At 42.9% G+C, this 18,947-nt stretch carries 16 protein-coding genes; 9 read left to right on the top strand and 7 right to left on the bottom strand.

Features of this window, described 5'->3' with window-relative positions; genetic code table 11:
- Positions 1-70: 70 nt before the first annotated feature.
- Both AC1MBV_RS12420 and AC1MBV_RS12415 read right to left on the bottom strand, forming a co-directional pair.
- Positions 71-1,075, bottom strand: a complete 1,005-nt coding sequence (locus tag AC1MBV_RS12420) for a zinc-dependent alcohol dehydrogenase family protein (protein WP_255745625.1) — start codon at positions 1,073-1,075, stop codon at positions 71-73.
- 71 nt (positions 1,076-1,146) lie between these two features.
- Entirely contained in the window at positions 1,147-2,073 is a 927-nt protein-coding gene (locus AC1MBV_RS12415) for a YczE/YyaS/YitT family protein (protein WP_255745623.1), read from the bottom strand.
- A gap of 596 nt (positions 2,074-2,669) precedes the next feature.
- Between AC1MBV_RS12415 and AC1MBV_RS12410 the strand changes: the two genes are divergently transcribed.
- Entirely contained in the window at positions 2,670-4,610 is a 1,941-nt protein-coding gene (locus AC1MBV_RS12410) for a fructose-1,6-bisphosphatase (RefSeq protein ID WP_255745621.1), read from the top strand.
- Between the two features lie 113 nt (positions 4,611-4,723).
- Here the strand turns inward: AC1MBV_RS12410 and AC1MBV_RS12405 are convergent, their stop codons facing one another.
- Entirely contained in the window at positions 4,724-5,515 is a 792-nt protein-coding gene (locus AC1MBV_RS12405) for an SDR family NAD(P)-dependent oxidoreductase (protein WP_255745620.1), read from the bottom strand.
- Positions 5,516-5,693: 178 nt separating this feature from the next.
- On the bottom strand, positions 5,694-6,335 hold the full coding sequence (locus AC1MBV_RS12400; protein WP_255745619.1) for a TIGR01906 family membrane protein: 642 nt from the start codon (positions 6,333-6,335) through the stop codon (positions 5,694-5,696).
- Positions 6,336-6,549: 214 nt separating this feature from the next.
- Here AC1MBV_RS12400 and AC1MBV_RS12395 point away from each other — a divergent pair, with 214 nt between their 5' ends.
- Both AC1MBV_RS12395 and AC1MBV_RS12390 read left to right on the top strand, forming a co-directional pair.
- Positions 6,550-7,074 carry a cyclophilin-like fold protein gene (locus tag AC1MBV_RS12395; RefSeq protein WP_255745617.1) on the top strand — a complete coding sequence of 175 codons (525 nt, stop codon included), beginning with the start codon at positions 6,550-6,552 and terminating at the stop codon, positions 7,072-7,074.
- Between the two features lie 113 nt (positions 7,075-7,187).
- Positions 7,188-8,351 carry an iron-containing alcohol dehydrogenase gene (locus AC1MBV_RS12390; protein ID WP_255745615.1) on the top strand — a complete coding sequence of 388 codons (1,164 nt, stop codon included), beginning with the start codon at positions 7,188-7,190 and terminating at the stop codon, positions 8,349-8,351.
- Positions 8,352-8,504: 153 nt separating this feature from the next.
- Here the strand turns inward: AC1MBV_RS12390 and AC1MBV_RS12385 are convergent, their stop codons facing one another.
- Together AC1MBV_RS12385 and AC1MBV_RS12380 are read right to left on the bottom strand one after the other, a co-directional pair.
- Positions 8,505-8,606 carry a YjcZ family sporulation protein gene (locus AC1MBV_RS12385; RefSeq protein WP_253064976.1) on the bottom strand — a complete coding sequence of 34 codons (102 nt, stop codon included), beginning with the start codon at positions 8,604-8,606 and terminating at the stop codon, positions 8,505-8,507.
- An 87-nt stretch (positions 8,607-8,693) separates the two neighbouring features.
- On the bottom strand, positions 8,694-9,365 hold the full coding sequence (locus AC1MBV_RS12380; protein WP_255745612.1) for an SOS response-associated peptidase: 672 nt from the start codon (positions 9,363-9,365) through the stop codon (positions 8,694-8,696).
- Between the two features lie 124 nt (positions 9,366-9,489).
- Here AC1MBV_RS12380 and AC1MBV_RS12375 point away from each other — a divergent pair, with 124 nt between their 5' ends.
- On the top strand, positions 9,490-9,981 hold the full coding sequence (locus AC1MBV_RS12375) for a hypothetical protein (RefSeq protein WP_255745611.1): 492 nt from the start codon (positions 9,490-9,492) through the stop codon (positions 9,979-9,981).
- 39 nt (positions 9,982-10,020) lie between these two features.
- Here the strand turns inward: AC1MBV_RS12375 and AC1MBV_RS12370 are convergent, their stop codons facing one another.
- Positions 10,021-10,368, bottom strand: coding sequence for a YolD-like family protein (locus AC1MBV_RS12370; RefSeq protein ID WP_255745610.1), 348 nt, complete (start codon positions 10,366-10,368; stop codon positions 10,021-10,023).
- A 176-nt stretch (positions 10,369-10,544) separates the two neighbouring features.
- On the opposite strand from AC1MBV_RS12370, the gene AC1MBV_RS12365 reads away from it, so the two are divergent.
- The 5 genes from AC1MBV_RS12365 to ltrA all read left to right on the top strand — a co-directional run bounded on the left by AC1MBV_RS12365 (position 10,545) and on the right by ltrA (position 18,530).
- The gene (locus AC1MBV_RS12365) at positions 10,545-11,789 is read left to right on the top strand and encodes an aminopeptidase (protein ID WP_255745608.1); all 1,245 of its coding nucleotides are present in this window, start codon (positions 10,545-10,547) and stop codon (positions 11,787-11,789) included.
- A gap of 90 nt (positions 11,790-11,879) precedes the next feature.
- Entirely contained in the window at positions 11,880-12,938 is a 1,059-nt protein-coding gene (locus tag AC1MBV_RS12360; RefSeq protein WP_255745607.1) for a tetratricopeptide repeat protein, read from the top strand.
- A 218-nt stretch (positions 12,939-13,156) separates the two neighbouring features.
- Positions 13,157-14,464, top strand: coding sequence for a trigger factor (gene tig / locus AC1MBV_RS12355; RefSeq protein ID WP_255745606.1), 1,308 nt, complete (start codon positions 13,157-13,159; stop codon positions 14,462-14,464).
- A gap of 562 nt (positions 14,465-15,026) precedes the next feature.
- The gene (gene clpX / locus AC1MBV_RS12350) at positions 15,027-16,295 is read left to right on the top strand and encodes an ATP-dependent protease ATP-binding subunit ClpX (protein WP_255745604.1); all 1,269 of its coding nucleotides are present in this window, start codon (positions 15,027-15,029) and stop codon (positions 16,293-16,295) included.
- 906 nt (positions 16,296-17,201) lie between these two features.
- Positions 17,202-18,530: a group II intron reverse transcriptase/maturase gene (gene ltrA / locus AC1MBV_RS12345; protein ID WP_255749773.1), complete on the top strand. Its 1,329-nt coding sequence runs from the start codon at positions 17,202-17,204 to the stop codon at positions 18,528-18,530.
- Positions 18,531-18,947: the final 417 nt, after the last annotated feature.

The following is an 18,947-nucleotide window of genomic DNA, read 5'->3' as shown; positions in this document are numbered from 1 at the left end:
GCTGCCCATCAATTCGATGGACAGCTTTTTTTGATCCGTTTTTTTAAACGACTGAATCCGCACTTGTCGATTATTTATTGATTTGCACAACAGCCTTAGTGATTTTTTCCTGGATACGGCCGCTTAGGACATCCGGGATATCTTTAAGCTCCATGTCATGGGTAATCAGAGATTCAACATCAAGTTGCCCACTTGCCATAAGTTCAATCGCGTCCTGCATGGCGTGAGGATTGATAAAAGCACCCTTAATGGTCAATTCCTTAAAAAAGATGTCATAGGAGTTAACGTTGATGGTATCGTCGGGTCCGGAAACACCAAACATAAGGACTTGACCGCCTCGGTTTGCTGAAGCAATCGCTTGCTCCTGTGTTTTCGGCAAACCGACACATTCGATCACAACATCATAGGTTTCAGTGTGCTCCACTTTTTCCGGATTAAAAACTTCGTCGGCGCCGATCCGTTTCAGCAATTCTACTTTTTTGGGGTTGCGGCCGCTGACTGCAATTTTCTTCAAACCTTTTGCTGCCAGCATCGCAGTGAAAATCTGACCAATAAAACCGTCGCCAATAACCAGTGCGGTTTGATGAGACTTAATCTCCAGTTCATCGAGTCCGTGCACAGCGCAACTAACCGGCTCAACCATTGCTGCAGCCTTCAAGCTGAGACTGTCCGGAATTTGGTAGACATTCGTTTCCGGTACATTCACGAATTCGGCCATGCCACCGTGGCGTGTCACGCCGACTGCTTGATTATGTTCACAAAGCTGCGGACGGCCTTCGTGACAATAGTGACAGAATCCGCAAGGAATATTCGGATCAATGGCAACTCTGTCGCCAATTTTCAGCGCGCTGTGCACCTCTGGACCTAAATCAGCGACCACACCGGAAATCTCATGGCCAAGCACGACCGGCATATTTGCATCCCCGGATCCTGGGAGTCCTTTATAAAGGTGCTTGTCAGTACCGCAAATGCCGACATAGCTTACCTTAACTTTGATTTCATGATTTTTGAGCGGAACATCGGGAAGATTTTGAAGCTCCAGACATTCTTTTTCCGTTAAAACGAGTGCGTTCATTAAAAGCAAACTCCTTTCTTAATCAAAAACGAAAAAAAATAATTCGTTAGAGCAAACATGCGTGTCGTCAATTACTTTTCATGTTCACTGCTTTTTTCCTCTTGTTTTCGTCGATGCTGTTCTTTTCTCAGAAGACCTAACTGAATAACAGAATCCTTCAGAATGCTTCGCGCTTGACTGACGGTTTGTCGCACTTGTTTTTGTTTCTGTTCCAGTTCCTGGTCGGAGTAGTGCGAAAGCTTCTTTTGAATTTCCACCGTATGGAAATAGCTGTCTTTAACAAAGTTATAGGTGGATTTTCCGGCAACATCGAACCCATGTCCAATTTTCTTGCTGGACGGCTCCCTGCTGAAATCAGCAACTGAATCAATCAATTTTTCGCTGAATTTGTGGTCCCAGAACGTAATCAGCGGACCGGCGAAGAATGAAATGATGATGGTTGCGAGACCAATCGGTCCAGCCATGATTAAAGCTGCAATCATGAATGCAAGGTCCTGAACAATTCGGCAGTATTTATATTTAATATGCAAACGAGTTGAAGCGATCGGCGCCAACGCATCATAGGGAGCAACACCAAGATCTGCAGTCATATAAAGTGATGTTCCAAGTGTAAATAAAAGCAACCCGAGCAGTCCATTGACAATTGCGGTCAGAAGGGTTGGCTGGTAGTGGAAGAGTGTTCCGTAGAGTGTTGAAAACCAATCAATCATAAAACCGGCAAAAACCATGTTAAAAACAGTACCAATACCGATTTTCTTTCGGTCAAGCAAGAGTACGAAGATGATGATAACGATATTCGTGAGCAGCTGATATAAGCCCAGACTCATATGTAATTTGTTTGATACCCCAATATTAAGTGCTGTGAACGGATCGAGGCCGACATTACCCATTTTGCATAATGTTGCACCGGCGGCAAGGATTGCGACGCCAATAAGCGAAACCATTGATTTAATTACGAGTTCAAATTTTCGATGCGGATTAGTTCCATCTTCATTCACAAGTTAATCCCCCAATTCTTCTTTTAGTACGCTGAATTCATGACAACAGCGGACTAATTAATTGAATATACGACTGGCAGAATCTGTCGTTTATTCTCCCTATTAAGAAAACAATTTTCACATAATTAACTTTATATTTATTGTTTCAATAACTTTTTCCTTTGTCAAGGCGCTATTAGTTCCTTCGTTACAGCATTTGTATTTTTGGTGGGTGAAAAAATTTTTCAAAATGATTGTGTTTCATTTTTCATTGAATTAGGATGCTCTTTTTACTGAATATCATCCACGATGGTTCGGCGGCAAATTTACCTTGATCATCTTAATGAAAGCGCATTCTGAAATTGATGATTGGTTGGTATTCTTTAGAAGTAAAACTGGAAGAAGTGACAAAAATGAGTTATTTATTTGAAATGTTTAATAGTATGTAATATATGATTGAATAAAATGTCATATTGATCGGAATTCAAACTAATATGTTATACTATAAACTGTGATTTAATGGATTTATTTAAGTTGAAATCAGGCTGAAATCTAAAAAATAGCATCAATTGCAATGTGAACGATCACTCATTATTCATAGGGTTAAGGGGATATCGATGGAGACAAAGTATCTGGATTTACTCGCTGAGAAGTATGATTGTGAAGAGAAAGTGGCGACAGAAATTATTAACCTGGAAGCAATCTTGAACTTGCCGAAGGGAACAGAACATTTTGTCAGTGATCTGCATGGGGAGTACTACGCGTTTCAGCATGTTCTGCGAAATGGTTCGGGAAATGTGAAGCAGAAAATTCACGATTTATTTAAGGACGAACTTTCTACAGAAGAAGTGAATTCATTCGCAGTGCTCGTGTATTATCCTGAAGATAAGCTGCAATTGATAAAAAGATCACTCACTGTTGAACAATTGAACCACTGGTATGTAACGACAATCGGCCGAATGATCAAATTAGCAGCTTTTGCTTCATCAAAATATACACGTTCCAAGCTGAGAAAGGCTTTGCCTGAGCAGTTTGTGTACATCATTGAAGAACTTTTATATAAAACAGATGAATTTGCCAACAAAAAAGAGTACTACTCAAAAATAATTAATCGTATTATCGCATTGGGTCAGGCGAGCAAACTGATTATCGGGATTGCTTACACGATTCAGAGGCTGGTTGTTGATCACCTCCATGTCGTTGGTGATATTTATGATCGTGGACCGCATCCGGAGCGCATTATGGATACTTTAATGAATTATCATTCTGTAGACATTCAATGGGGAAATCATGACGTCTTGTGGATCGGCGCCTATGCGGGATCAAAGGTTTGTCTTGCCAATATCATCCGAATTTGCGCGCGTTATAACAATCTCGATATTATTGAAGATATCTATGGCATTAATCTCATTCCGCTTCTTAATCTTGCGGAAAAATACTACGATGATAACCCTGCATTCCGTCCGAAGATGGGCACTGATTGTCAAATTTCAGAGAGTGAGCGGTTGCAAATTACGAAGATGCATCAAGCGATCTCAATGATTCAATTCAAACTTGAAATGCCAATAATTAAAAGGCGACCAGAATTCCAAATGGAGCACCGCTTGCTCCTTGATAAAATTGACTATGACAATCAGACCATTCGACTTAACGGTAAGGTGTACAAACTGTCGAATACATGTTTTGCGACGGTAAATTCTGATCATCCGGAGCAGTTGCTGCCTGAGGAAGAACAGGTTATTGAGAAACTGTTGTTTTCCATTCGCCATTCTGAAAAATTAGCGAGACATATGAATTTTCTGATTGGGAAAGGCAGTCTCTATTTAAAATACAATGGTAATTTGCTGATTCATGGCTGCCTGCCGCTTAATGAAGACGGAAGTATGAAGCATATGGTCATTAAGGGCAAGGATTATTCGGGAAAGCAGCTTCTCGATGTATTTGAATATTATCTGCGGTACAGCTGTGCACACCGTCCGGAAACCGATGACTTTGCGACGGATATGGTTTGGTATCTATGGACCGGAGAAAATTCATCTTTATTCGGAAAGAAGGATATGACGACCTTCGAACGCTATTTTATTAAGGATAAGGAAACTCATGCAGAACAGAAAAACCCATATTACAAGCTTCGTGAAAAAGAGGAAATATGTCGCCGAATGCTCACAGAATTTGATCTGGATGCTGAAGAAGGACACATCATTAACGGACACACGCCGGTAGAAGAAATTAATGGAGAGAATCCGATTAAAGCGAACGGCAAAATGATTGTCATTGACGGCGGATTTTCAAAGGCATATCAGTCGAAAACGGGCATTGCAGGCTATACACTCTTATACAATTCTTATGGCATGCAGCTCGTGGCGCATCAACGGTTTCATTCTAAGGAGGATGTCCTGGAAAATGGAACGGATGTGCTCTCCGTTCGCCGACTTGTGGATCGTGAACTGCGAAGAAAAAAGGTACGCGAGACGAACATCGGTAAAAATATATTAGAGCAGATTGCGGTTTTGAATGATCTGTTGACCTATAAATATCGAAACGGTTTGTCTGGCTGATCATGCGAATATGTTCCGGAAAAGAACCGGGAATCGAATGATTGATTCGTTTCCCGGTTCTTCTTTATCCATCAACAAGATTCAGAACGTTTCTTTTAATTGATTTTTGTGTGTTAGTGATATTTTACTGAGCCGCCATTAACGGCAAATTCAGCGCCATTAACATACGATGCTTTTTCTGATGCAAGAAAAAGTACTGTCTGCGCAATTTCATCCGGTTTTCCAATCTCGCCGCGCGGTATTTGACGAACATTTGCAGCAAAATGCTTAACTGCATCCTCGCCGTCCATTGAAAATTTTTCGGCAAGCATATCAATCATCCCGCCAGGCTGCTCCCACATGTTTGTTCGCGTTGGTCCGGGTGAGACACAATTTACACGGATGCCGTCATTGCCGAATTCATGAGCTAAAGCACTTGTCAGATTGATCACACCTGCTTTACTGACACTGTAGTCGATAGCGAATTCATCCGGAACATGTCCGCTTTCAGAACCGATTGAAATAATCGCCGAATGGCTCTGCTTTTTCAAGTGCGGCAACGCGGCTCGTGAGGTTCGAATCATCGCATACAGGTTTGTCTGCAGCGTTCGATTCCAATCGTCATCAGTCAAATCCAGAAAGCTGCTTTTATAGTTCGCAATACCAACATTGTTCACCAGAATATCAATCTTGCCAAAATGATCAACACATTCCTGAACAAGTTTTTCAGTGCCTTCCTTTGTGCTTAGGTCAGCAATTATGGGGTAGATCGAATCTGCAGGTTCAAGGTCCTTTAAGTGTTCACCACTTAAGTCCCCTCCCGCTACCTTTGCTCCCTCATCTAGAAAAGCTTTTGAAATCGCAAGTCCCATTCCATTGTTGGCGCCGGTAACAAGTACTACTTTATCTTCCAAGCCTAAATCCATATAAAAAAATGCCTCCTTGATGTCGTGCTCTTTATTCTTATTCCTTTTTTGAGGAATTTGAAACATGAGCGGCTGTCGCTCTGGGACATGAGACGAAGAATAAGTACGTATCCGATCCGTGTCAATGGAAAATGGAGAAGTGGGATTTCGTGCTGAAACAGCGATCAGATCCAAAGATTTAGTTGTTTACTGCCAGTCTTCGATTGATTAAAACCATTGCCGTAATGCAAATCGCGATAATACCAAGAATAAGCAGGGCTGCGTGTAGAAAGAATGTTTCCGGAAGGATGTTAATGATCGGGTCTGTACTTGGATCGAAAATCCAATAATTGTTCCTAAAAAATAGTTTATGGAACATGATGAATGTACGATTAAAATCGATAGCGAACATGAGCAGCGGTATGATGGTAAATAAAGTGAGCACGATAGCCGCCGGCTTTAAAAAAGAATAGTCGCGATATCTTATATTCTTTCTGATACCGATGGCACTGATGACTGCCGATAAAACAAACAGGACTTCGATTGCCGTAAAAATTCTTTTCACATCCTGAAAATGAATGCGCCCGCCAGTCGAAGAGGCAAGTGAGGGAAGGTCAAATGACTGTGAAAACGGATTTAACAAATATAAAATCGTGTAATTATAATTTTCAGCAATACGTGCATTGCCGATGCCGGTTTGTTCGGCAATATTTAAATGCCGGACATCAAAATAATACAGCGGTGTAAAGCCGAGCGTAGCGATAATGGCAAAGCAAATAACGAATACGGCGACACTGATTGCAATACTCCATTGGAGAAATCGATAGTTGGTCAAAAACAAGCAGAAACACATCCTTAAGCTTATGTTCATTAATTGTCACTATTTTGTACAATCATTATCCGCCTTTGGGAACAAGAATTCAAAAATCAGGATACGGATGTTTGAAAAATTGTGACAGGATGATGACTTTAAATCACATATAAGCAGAATATTTAGTCAATAAAAAATTTACTGTTATAATTAATGTTAAAGTCAGAATGAAGGAGACTTTTTCATGAAGCAGTTAGCCATAGCAATGCTCTTATTTTTTTTGCTCCTTTCTGCATGCGGATCAAACACTTCCTCGAGTCCAAAATCGGATACGGAGCATTCAACGGTATCGGCGAAAAGTGACACCAGCACTAGTACAACCCAAAAACGGAGTGGAAAAACGGCCATTGTGACTATTGACGGCAAAACGTTTGAAATGGATCTCTATGACAACCCCTCGGCACAGGCGCTAATCAAGACGATGCCAATGAAAATCAAAGCCAGCCGTTGGGGTGAAGGTGAATACTATGGTGAAATTCCAAAATCCATTCCTTCTGAAGGCAAGAAAACAGATCAATTTGATGTTGGCGAAGTCGGACTATGGCCGGAAGGAAATTCCTTCTGCGTTTTCTTCGGCCCGACACCGGTTAGCAAAGGTAATCAGCCGAAGATGGACTCCCCAGGTATACCTCTCGGAAAAATAACCTCCGATGTTTCTGCTCTCAGTTCAATGGACGGATCGGTCGATGTAACTGTAAAGTTGAAGTAATCTTAGCTCAAAGCATGGGCTTCCATGGTGCGATTCGATCAGTTTTGCGTATATAATAGAAACGTAACTGCACATTTCTTCGTGTGTACATTGAACAGTGAGGCGGTAGAATCATGGATAACTTTATTTTTCACAATCCGACGAAATTGATCTTTGGTAAGGGTCAACTGGAAAAATTAAAGGACGAGCTGCCTAAATACGGAACGCGCGTTTTGCTTGTTTATGGCGGAGGCAGCATTAAACGCTCAGGTTTATATGACCAAGTCAAGGACATCTTGAATGGAATTGATGCGGAGGTTTATGAGCTGCAAGGTGTAGAACCGAATCCACGGCTTTCCACGGTTAAGAAGGGAATTGCTCTATGCGCAGATAATGGAATCGAATTTCTGCTTGCTGTCGGCGGCGGGAGCGTCATTGATTGTACCAAAGCGATTGCTGTTGGTGCAAAGTTTGACGGTGACCCATGGCAATTTATTACCCGTAAGAAACTGCCTACAGATGCACTGCCGTTTGGTACAGTCCTAACATTGGCCGCAACGGGATCGGAAATGAATCCTAGCTCAGTGATTACTAACTGGGAAACACATGAAAAGTATGGGTGGAGCTGTGCCAATTCGTATCCGGCTTTCTCAATCTTGGATCCGACGTTTACCTTTTCTGTGCCTAAAAATCAAACAATTTATGGCATGGTGGATATGATGGCACATGTCTTTGAACATTATTTTCATCCGACAGAACATACGCCGCTGCAAGACAGGCTGTGCGAATCCATCCTTCAAACCGTTATAGAGGCTGCTCCGAAACTTGTCGATGATCTTGAAAATTATGATCTTCGCGAAACGATCCTTTACTGCGGGACGATGGCACTGAACGGTATGGTCTCGATGGGATTCAATGGAGATTGGGCTTCACACAATTTGGAGCATGCTGTTTCTGCAGTGTATGACATCCCTCATGGCGGCGGATTAGCTATTTTATTTCCAAATTGGATGAAACATAATCTTGATGTCAATGTCGGCCGTTTCAAACAGATGGCTGAGCGTGTTTTCCATGTTCAATCGGAAGGTAAGACGGATCGCGAGGTTGCACTTGAGGGTATTGAGTCACTGCGTTCGTTCTGGTCGAAGATCGGTGCACCAAGCAGGCTAGCAGATTACGAAATTGATGACAGCAAACTGGACCTGCTTGCAGATCGCGCGATGGCCAGAGGTATATTTGGTCAGTTCAAGAAATTAAATCGTGAGGATGTACTTGCTATTTACAAGGCATCTCTTTAATACTAAATAACAAGATCAAAAAGTCCGCCCGCTCAAGATGAACGGCGGATTTTTTTTGACTTGTATGTGTCACATAGTTCTAAAAGACGGCTTAGTTCATGTGGCAGCTCTAAAGAAAGAGTTTACAGGTAAAGCCAGGGCGGCGTTTCAGAATCAATAGCAATAAGCAGCACCGATGATGACAAGCAAGATAAATAGAACAATCAGCAGCGCAAAACCGTTGCCATAGCCCCATCCGCTCGTTTCGCAACCCATGGCAGACACCTCCTCATCACTTGATAATTTATTATATGAAGAGATGGGTTTTCGTGATTGAGCGGATGCCCATTTACCGATGTAGCCTTACATCTTCTTGATAAGGTAAGGCGCATTGTTGCGCACTGCATTTACATCTTGCGAGACTTCATAGGATTGCATGTGTTCAGGATCGAAGGGCTTAAGCATGCGCATCAGTTCTTTTGTTTCCGTATCGGGGTTCAGCCATTTGTCTTCGTCCTCTTTGGTTAAAATAACCGGCATACGGTCATGAATGGGTTGCATTAATGCATTTGCTTCTGTAGTAATAATTGTGCAACTGTAAACCAATTGATGGTCCTTTGTCGTCCATGAATCCCATAAGCCCGCCATAGCAAAGAGTTCGTTGGACTTCATGGTAAACCGGTAGGGAATTCTTTGCTTTGAAGCATGATGGTCCCATTCATAGAACGAATCGGCGATAATAAGGCAGCGCTTTCTGAGAAAAGGCTCTCGAAAGCTTGGCTTCTGCAAGAGGCTCTCGGCTCGAGCGTTAATCAGCTTATAGCCGATTTTGTCATCCATCGCCCAGGATGGAATCAACCCCCAGTGAAGATAGCCCATGCGGTTTCCTTTACTCCCTTTAACAACAGAAAGAATCTTTTGACCAGGTGCAATATTATAATTAGCTGTATAGTCTTCTTTTTCAGCAGCATGTTGTATTTGAAAACGATGAACAATGTATTCATAGGGCGCAATCAGCGTAAATCGACCGCACATGGAATCACCTCACCTTGTTCTAAGTATAACAAATCCATTGATGTGAATTGAAACCTTTCATTACGGAAATACTATTCTTTAATCGTAAGTGAATCGTGCAGATCCTTGCTGAGGAGAAAACAAAATGAATACGATTGTGAAAAATCTGGATTTAACATCTAAAGGTTCATGGTTTCCAATTACACTTTCAATTTTGCTCCTTTTGTTTGCGCTTTTTATGAAAAAAAAGCAATTGACGTGGAGAGAAATTTATTTGACCTATGGTGTATTCGGGTTCATTACATGGATGCTGGATACGATCACCGGGAATGTGCTCGATTTCTACGATGTAGGCAGTGCACATATTACAGGCTTGGGCGACTTCATGGCTTTTTCTTTTATTCCTTCTTCATTAGCCGTTATCTTCTCGAATTTTAGAACGGAGAAGAATAGATGGCTTATGGTTGTTCTGTTCACAATGATTTCAATGCTTTCCTACTGGGGCATTGAATGGGTCGGCTATTTTAGAGATAAAGGATGGAGCGGCATTGGCTCGCTCATTGTCTTCGTACTCGTATATTGGCTGGTCATTCCGCTCCATTTGCGAATGATGCGTCACCGCGACCGCAACAATTGAATGTCTGTTTAAACCGGCAATTCATGTATGCCGGTTTTTTTAGTTGAACCGAATGTCGATGATATCACGAGGAGATATGTTATGGAGCATACCCCATTGATCGCTGATATGAAGACATCGCTTATTTTCATCAATCGATAAGTGGCATTGGGGGATCTTTTGAATGACTCCGTTATGAAAGGAGTCGATATTCACTGACTTTTTGGTGAGAGCTGCTTCACGAACAATCTGCTCGATCTCCTCGAGTCTCTGTTCATCTAAGTAAGGACGTTCTCTTTTTGACTCTTCACGTGCTAATTCGCGGAGCGCTTGTACATGCTCGGGCAGCATCATGCGGCTTGATTCCCAGCGCATGTTCGATCCGTTTGTCAGTTTATTATTTTTCATACCTTGCCTTCCCTTTCCGTAATCATTTGTTTTCTATTGCGGTACAGCAAGATTCCTTACGATTATTATACACGAATATACGTTCTTGTCATGCTGTACTGGCCACCTTTAGTGTCCAATGTTTTCCATACGCGGCAAGTTCGCTATAATAAAACAATAGAAGCGGAGGTAATGACATGGATCAATTCAAGGAAGCATTAGAAAAATTTGCGAAATTGGCAATTAAAACAGGTGTTAATCTGCAACCGGGGCAAGGACTTTATCTTACTTGTCCGATTGAAGCAGCTCCATTTGCACATCTTGTGGCTGAAGAAGCATATAAAGCGGGCGCAAAAGATGTGACATTGCGGTGGGGTGATGACGAAATCGAACGTCTTCGTTTGGAATATGCACCGGAAGAGGCCCTGAAACAAATTCCTGAATGGAAATTCGTTGCGCAGAATTCAGCGGTTAAGGATAACTATGCGGTATTGCATATTTACGGACCAAATCCCGATTTGCTGGATCAAATGGACGGAGCACGTGTCGGCGCATTTATGAAAGCGACCAGCAACGGACTCAAATCATATATGGCATGCATTATGAAGGATGAGACACAGTGGTCAATCATCGCTTATCCGACAAAGGCATGGGCAAAAAAGGTTTTCCCTGATAAAGCGCTGGCGGAAGCACAGACACTTCTAATGGAAGAAATTCTTCGCATCAGCAGAGTGAGCGGAAATGACGATCCTATTGCTGCATGGGATACTCATAATGAAACCATACATAAGGCGAGCGATTTTATGAACAGCAAAAGGTTCAAACAATTGATCTATCATGCACCGGGTACTGACCTGACCATCAACTTGCCGGTCGGACATATTTGGAGCGGCGGTTCAGGTCCTTCAACATCAGGAATTCCTTTTAATGCTAATATTCCAACTGAAGAGGTTTTTACCCTGCCTGATAAGCGAGGCGTAAACGGCACGGTTTCCAGCACAATGCCGCTGAATGCTGATGGACGTGTCATTGATCATTTTTCATTGACTTTTAAAGATGGCGAAGTTGTTGATTTCAAGGCAGAAAAAGGTGAAGAAGCACTGAAGCATTTGCTGGATTCAGATCCGAATGCGCGGCGTCTGGGCGAGGTTGCACTTGTACCGCATCACTCCCCGGTATCTGAGTCGGGGCTCGTGTTTTACAATACACTATTTGATGAAAATGCATCCTGTCATTTAGCTCTTGGGAAGGCATATCCAACCTGTATCGAAGGCGGAAATGACTTAGACGAAGAAGGCTTGGATAAGGCAGGCGTCAATGACAGTTTGATCCATGAAGACTTCATGGTTGGGTCAGGTGAACTCGATATTGATGGAATAATGGAAGATGGTTCCCGAGTGCCGGTATTCCGAAAAGGTGCATGGGCATTTTCATTTGAATGAAAAGAGACGGATCGCTTCCAAGTTACTCATTGCTAAGCTGAAAGGAAACTGATATTCTAAAAAAAAGGTAATGGAAGCGGGACGGGCAAGATGAAAAATAAAGGTAAGCGAAACGGTGACAATAATAAGCTGATCATGTTTCCTAATTTGGAGGATCATTTGCTCAGTAAGGCAATGTCACTGGTTGAAGAGAAAAAATACGGCAATGCGCGCGAGCTGTTTGGGGAATTGCTTGGTCAAGACATCCATGACATTCGTGCACTGTACGGATGGGCTGTGTGCTCCGTTGAACTTGGCGATTACCGTGAAGCAGAAGAAGCGGTCATTATGCTGCTGGAAGAGAATACATCTTACTATTATGACGTGTTTCGTCTCTACTTGACGATTCTTATTGAACGTAAAGATTATACAACTGCACTCCATAAAATTATGGCCGTGAGCAAAAAGAGACCGATTCCTCCGGAACTTAAGGAATTTCTTCGTCACATGAAGAAATTCTGTCAAATTCGTCTTCATGAACCTGAATGGAGCAATGATGATTTGGGCGATCAGGTGGAAGATGAGCCAAATCGGGAGTACTCGGAACATGATGAAGTACAATCGGTGGATTGGCCAGCACTTGAAAAAGCAGATTCAAAAAATCAGATGCTGCTGCTTCATAATTTGGCAAACCAATTAAGAGCATCTCACCTTCCGGAAATCAAACGATTTCTTCTTGATGAGAAGCAGCACTCTGAAATAAAGACAATGCTTCTCTGCGCGATTAAAGAAGGCGATCTTGCAAAGGAGATTTCGGTTCGAAAGTTTGGACACATTTATAAAGCTAAATTGGAGAGCGAAGAATTTCTTCATAAGAAGTTTGCCGATCAAATCGAAAAAGAAATCAGGATGGAAATGGATTCGGATAATCCAACACTTGCGGATCTGGCGGTTGAAATGGAACGGACGTTTACTATGAATCTCTATCCGAAGCCGCTCAGACCGGATTCGTCAAAGGTTTGGGCAGCGTTGTTCTGCATACGTGCAATGGCTGCAGAATCAAAACGTGAGATAAGCAGGGTGCTTGAACGTTTTCAAGTGAATGATGATGACTATCAGCTGGCTGAGCAATTACTGCGCGAGGCGGAGGCGCATGGCATTTGGTCCTAAGGTATTGAAACGGGCACTTATGTCGATAATTTGTTACAAATAAGTTTTTCATAGGAAACTCTTATGTTATAATAACAGGGTTGTCATTGCTTTGCTGAAGAGCACTGCTTGCGGCGCTCTCGAGTCGGCATAACAAATGGCGGATGTTTGTGCGCAATTCAGGCAGAAAGCCAATATGCTGAAAAAGCATGAAGATAGATGTTGGAGGTAAAAAATAAATGACTGTAGAAGCAAAATGGGAAAAAAAAGAAGGCAATGTCGGCACTCTGACTTTTGAAGTGGATGCCGAAAGTTTTAACCAAGCATTGGATAAAGCCTTCAAAAAGGTAGTTAAGAAAGTTAATGTACCCGGGTTCCGTAAGGGCAGAGTACCGCGTGTGCTCTTTGAACAACGGTTCGGTGTAGAAGCTCTTTATGAGGACGCCATTGATTTTGTCCTTCCAGACGCATATTCTGAAGCGATTGACAAAACGGGTATCGAACCTGTAGACAAGCCGCAAGTTGATGTCGAAGAAATCGGCAAAGGCAAGAAATTAGTGCTTAAGGCAGACGTAACGGTTAAGCCTGAAGTAAAGCTCGGCGACTACAAAGGGCTTGAAGTTGAGGAAAAAAGCGCAGAAGTGACCGACGAAGACGTTGACCACGAAATCAAGCATCTTCAAGAACGCTATGCAGAACTCGTTGTTAAAGAAGACGGTGAAGTAGAAAAAGGCGATACAGTTGTTATTGATTTTGACGGCTATGTCGACGGAAAGCAATTTGAAGGCGGAAAAGCAGAAAACTATTCGCTCGAAATCGGCTCCGGATCTTTTATCCCAGGTTTTGAAGACCAACTGATCGGTGTTAAAGCCGGCGCGGAAAAAGATGTTGTTGTAACCTTCCCGGAAGATTATCACGCTGAAGAATTGAAAGGCAAAGAAGCGACCTTCAAAGTGACCGTTCATGAAATCAAGCAGAAACAATTGCCTGAACTTGACGATGAATTCGCCAAAGATGTCGATGAAGAAGTTGAAACGCTTGCCGCACTGAAGGAAAAAATCAAGAATCATGAAAAAGAGCATAAAGAAGCAGATGCAGTGAACAGCAAACGTGACAGCGTTGTTCAACAAGCTGCCGAAAATGCTGAAATTGATATTCCTGAAATTATGATTTCCAATGAACAGGACAACATCCTTAAGGAATTCGAACAGCGTCTGAAGGGTCAAGGCATGACGCTCGATATGTATACTTCGTTTTCCGGTAATGACAAAGACGCACTTCGCGATCAGATGAAGGACGATGCAGAAAAACGTGTACGTGCCAATCTGACACTTGAAGCCATTGCCAAAGCGGAATCAATCGAAGCAACGGACGAAGAAGTTGAAGAAGAACTGAAGAAGATGGCTGAACAATACAAGATCAGTGCTGATCAGATTAAAGCAGCAATGGGCGGCACCGATTTCATTAAGGGTGATCTTCAACTACGTAAAGCAGTTGATTTCCTTGTTGAAAACAGCAAGCCGAAAGCAGCAGCTGAAGAAAAATAAGGCAAGACATAATAAATCGTTGGCGGGCGACCGGTCTCGTCCCCAATGATTATTTTTTTACAGACAAAGAAACCAATGCTTTTTTCTTTGCACAAAAAGAACATATATAAGATAAGGGATTAGCGGTATTAGTATAAGAAAAACTAAAGCTTGGCCGGCGTCGAAGACTTGGCCTCGCTAAGTTTTTCTTTATCATACATAATTTACAGGATAAGGCATATGGCTTATCGGAAGCATTTTTTTATGTTACAATGCCTACATAGAAAACTTGCTGATTGGCGAGAAGTCAGGTGCATGAACGATCGGCATTTTGACAGGGTTGTGAAAACTTACCATGGTCTGATTGCTCGTTTTTTTGGTCGGCTGGTTAGCCTTAAACTAATGTTGAAGGCGGCTGAGACGACATTTGCTTCGGCATGAAATGCTTTTCCATCGGTAATACGATTTGTGAGAAAGAGGGAAAGCTATAGAATACGGCTTTCGATGGCTGATTGGTTCAATTGGTCAAGGTTTCGCTCTTGTCTGAAACTTCGGTAATGAAAGCATGAATAGGGGTGAAAGAATGTTTAAATTTAATGAAGAAAAAGGGCAATTAAAGTGCTCATTTTGTGGAAAAACCCAGGATCAGGTACGCAAGCTTGTAGCCGGACCGGGCGTCTATATTTGTGATGAATGTATTGAACTGTGCACGGAAATCGTGGAAGAAGAATTAGGCACGGACGAAGAAGTTGAATTTAAAGATATTCCGAAGCCGCAGGAAATTTGCTCCATCTTGGAAGATTATGTGATCGGCCAAAATGACGCGAAGAAGAGTTTGTCTGTAGCCGTATATAATCATTACAAACGTATCAACAGCAAACAGAAGCCGGATGATGTCGAACTGTCAAAAAGTAACATTATGATGATCGGACCGACCGGCAGCGGGAAAACGTTGCTCGCGCAAACCTTGGCACGCATTTTGAACGTACCGTTCGCAATTGCGGACGCGACTTCACTCACTGAAGCCGGCTATGTCGGTGAAGATGTGGAAAATATCCTGCTGAAATTAATTCAAGCGGCTGATTATGATGTCGAGAAGGCAGAAAAAGGTATTATCTACATTGATGAAATTGATAAAATTGCGCGTAAGTCGGAAAACCCTTCAATTACGCGTGATGTTTCCGGCGAAGGCGTGCAGCAGGCTCTGCTTAAGATTCTTGAAGGAACAGTGGCGAGTGTTCCGCCTCAAGGTGGCCGCAAGCATCCGCATCAGGAATTTATTCAAATCGATACAACGAATATCCTGTTCATCTGCGGCGGCGCGTTTGACGGTGTAGAACAGATCATCAAACGCCGTCTCGGCAAGAAGGTCATCGGATTTGGAGCGGGCAGCAAGAGTCAAGAAATGCATCGCGATGATGCACTGAAAAATGTGCTTCCTGAAGACTTGTTGAAATTCGGCTTGATTCCTGAATTCATTGGGCGTCTTCCGGTAATCAGCACATTGAAACAGCTCGATGAAAAAGCGCTTGTTGATATTTTAACCAAGCCGAAGAATGCATTGGTAAAGCAGTATAAGAAATTGCTTGAACTTGACGATGTCGATCTGGAATTTACAGACGATGCGCTTGAATCCATTGCTAAACTGGCCATTGAGCGCAAGACCGGTGCTCGTGGTTTGCGTTCGATCATTGAAGGTATGATGCTCGACGTGATGTATGAACTCCCTTCACGTGATGATATTGAAAAGTGTGTCATTACAAAAGAGACTGTTGAAGGCAAAGCGCGACCGACCTTGATTTTGACGGATGGAACTGAGGTCAACGTTGAAACGCCGAAGGAAAGTGCTTAAGCCAATTGAATCATTGAAAACACAAGCGTCCCTAAATTAGGGGCGCTTTTTTGCAAGAAAAGAAACATTCATGACCCACTTGAATGAAAATACCATTGTGAGAAAGTGTGATGTATTTACGTGCAAAAGTATAAGATATTGCCCCATAATTAAACAAATAAACCAGTGTCTTGGCCGAGAATCAAAGCAGAGGTGCGAGACGCCTGCGGGATCAGGTGCCAGCGAGACCCCGCAGATTTCTGCTTGTCTGTGGAGGCTCGCGGTGCGCCCGCGGTCGCGCTCAGTTGATGCGAGCAATCGTAGTGATGATTCAACACTGTAAAGACACAAACCAATCACACATGGCTGGAGATTAAAGACCGGGCGCTTTTTGCTCGGTTTTTCTTACACAAATAAGAAAGTATAGAGCGACCGAGCAAGGTCGTGCCTTATAGCGGGTGAGAATCCCGTCGGAAAAGAGTTAGCCACTCATCCGTAGCGAGTCTTGGAGAACTAAGGGCAACGTTAGTTTTTAAGCGTAGACAGCGAGTCAGTGGGCCGTAAGCCATGTGGTTGAAGGGAATGAGCCTCGAAAACTTATGAAAACGGGAACGCCGATGGCGTTATACTTCCAGAAGGCAACACTCCAATCATCGATAGGGTAAGAGGATTGGGGGTTCCCCGGGGTCTGAGACCATGGCACGCTGAGCATTGATAAGGGACGGCAACTCGGGAGATCCCAGCGGATCTTTCGAATGAAAGTATAGTGAACCAAGCAATCAAATGTGAGGACGCTAAATGTCTACTGGGAAGTCGGAGGAAACACATAGTACTAATGACGCTGGGTAATGCCAGTCGAGGAAAGGTGTTTCTCTTGTTCATGAATCTTATCGGGGACACATCGGCACACACGGAGGTGCAGTAAAGATGAACACAAAACAGGTAAGAATAGCAGAATTAGCGAAGGCGAATCCGGGGATGGCGTTCACGTCACTGGCGCACTTAATGGATGAAGAGGAATTGAGACAGTGTCATCGGGAGTTACAAGGCAACAAAGCAACAGGCATTGACCAAGTAACAAAAGTTGCCTATCAAGAAAACGTGGCGGATAACCTCTCCCACCTAGTCATGCGACTGAAGCAGAAAAGCTATCGGCCGCTTCCGGTGCGTCGCGTGTACATTGATAAGCCGGGTTCAACGAAGAAAAGACCGTTGGGCATTCCGGCTTATGAAGATAAAATTGTACAGCGAGGACTTGCGAAAATCCTTAATGCCATCTATGAACAGGATTTTCTTGACTGTTCCTTTGGCTTTCGTCCAAATAGAAGTTGTCATGATGCGCTCAAAGTGCTCAATGTCTCCATCGAAAAACGGTATACAAACTACATCGTTGATGTAGACATCAAAGGTTTCTTTGATCATGTTGATCACCAATGGATGATGCGTTTCTTAAATCATCGCATTAATGATCCAAGTCTACTCAGACTCATTGCGCGTTTTCTGAAGGCTGGATACATGGAGAAGGGGACGTGGTACGCAAGCGAACAAGGGACGCCGCAAGGTGGACTGATCTCGCCGATTCTAGCCAACATCTATCTTCACTATGTGATTGATCTATGGTTTATGAAAGTGGTGAAGAAGCAGTGTCAGGGACAGGCCTACTTGGTGCGCTACGCTGATGACTTTGTCTGTTGCTTTCAGTACAAACAGGAAGCGGAGCAATTCTATAGTGAACTCAAGCAGCGAATCGGTAAATTTAATTTGACGCTAGCAGAGGAAAAAGCGAGGATCATTCCTTTTGGACGTTTTGCTTGGGAAAATGCCAGACGAATTGAAAACAGGAAGCCAAAGACCTTTGACTTCCTGGGGTTCACCCACTACTGTGGGTGGAGTAAAAGTGGACACTTTCGAGTAAAACGAAAAAGCAGTCGAAAGAAAGTCTGCGCCAAGCTCAAAGCCCACGGGCAGTGGCTTAAAGCTCATCGAACGAAAGAGATAGACTCCATCATGGATCGGATCAAGCGCTCGCTGATCGGCTATTACAACTACTATTGTGTCACCGACAACATTCCAAGTGTGAATGCGTTTCGATTACAGGTGATTCGGCTGTTGTATAAATGGTTAAACAGAAGAAGCCAAAAACGATCTTATACATGGGAAAAGTTCAATCAATTTCTAAAACGATGCCCATTGCCTCAACCACGAATCAAGGTCAATATCTATCAACTTCGCCCAGAACTTAGCTATATTCTGTGAACCATGAACAAGAAGAGCCGTGTGCGTAAATAGCGCACGCACGGTTCTGTGAGGGGGACAGAGGATGTGAATCACTGCCCTACTCGACAAGATTTAGAGGAATTTAGTGTAAGTGCAACTAAGTCTTCGCCTTCGTCAGAGGCTTGGCTAAGCCAAGTTTTCTAATGTGTAAATGAAAAGAAGTGACAGTCCTTACCTAATTGGAGCTCGGATCTGTTACGAAACATGAAGAAAAGGTACAAAAACATGGTTAGCGGAAACGTATTACTCGGAAATGGTAAACGATTTATAAACACATAATTGAAGAGAGCAGTTGGATTTTTTTCTTATTGCCTTCTGTTTAACTCGCTTCAGCCTTGGAAATAATGCCTTATAAGAATGATGATACGGCAAGCAGGCGTTAAAGCGCAGCTGAAA

The sequence above is a fragment of the Sporolactobacillus sp. PKPK-6 genome (assembly GCF_056678885.1).
The sequence above is the reverse complement of the archived record's forward strand: the minus strand, read 5'-3'. Positions and strand labels throughout refer to the sequence as shown.

Coding starts and splice junctions, on each gene's coding strand:
- AC1MBV_RS12395 (WP_255745617.1), top strand. CDS start 6,550: ATGAAGCAGTTAGCCATAGCAATGCTCTTATTTTTTTTGCTCCTTTCT.
- AC1MBV_RS12405 (WP_255745620.1), bottom strand. CDS start 5,515: ATGGATTTAGGCTTGGAAGATAAAGTAGTACTTGTTACCGGCGCCAAC.
- tig (WP_255745606.1), top strand. CDS start 13,157: ATGACTGTAGAAGCAAAATGGGAAAAAAAAGAAGGCAATGTCGGCACT.
- AC1MBV_RS12410 (WP_255745621.1), top strand. CDS start 2,670: ATGGAGACAAAGTATCTGGATTTACTCGCTGAGAAGTATGATTGTGAA.
- ltrA (WP_255749773.1), top strand. CDS start 17,202: ATGAACACAAAACAGGTAAGAATAGCAGAATTAGCGAAGGCGAATCCG.
- AC1MBV_RS12385 (WP_253064976.1), bottom strand. CDS start 8,606: ATGGGTTGCGAAACGAGCGGATGGGGCTATGGCAACGGTTTTGCGCTG.
- AC1MBV_RS12375 (WP_255745611.1), top strand. CDS start 9,490: ATGAATACGATTGTGAAAAATCTGGATTTAACATCTAAAGGTTCATGG.
- clpX (WP_255745604.1), top strand. CDS start 15,027: ATGTTTAAATTTAATGAAGAAAAAGGGCAATTAAAGTGCTCATTTTGT.
- AC1MBV_RS12380 (WP_255745612.1), bottom strand. CDS start 9,365: ATGTGCGGTCGATTTACGCTGATTGCGCCCTATGAATACATTGTTCAT.
- AC1MBV_RS12390 (WP_255745615.1), top strand. CDS start 7,188: ATGGATAACTTTATTTTTCACAATCCGACGAAATTGATCTTTGGTAAG.
- AC1MBV_RS12365 (WP_255745608.1), top strand. CDS start 10,545: ATGGATCAATTCAAGGAAGCATTAGAAAAATTTGCGAAATTGGCAATT.
- AC1MBV_RS12420 (WP_255745625.1), bottom strand. CDS start 1,075: ATGAACGCACTCGTTTTAACGGAAAAAGAATGTCTGGAGCTTCAAAAT.
- AC1MBV_RS12370 (WP_255745610.1), bottom strand. CDS start 10,368: ATGAAAAATAATAAACTGACAAACGGATCGAACATGCGCTGGGAATCA.
- AC1MBV_RS12360 (WP_255745607.1), top strand. CDS start 11,880: ATGAAAAATAAAGGTAAGCGAAACGGTGACAATAATAAGCTGATCATG.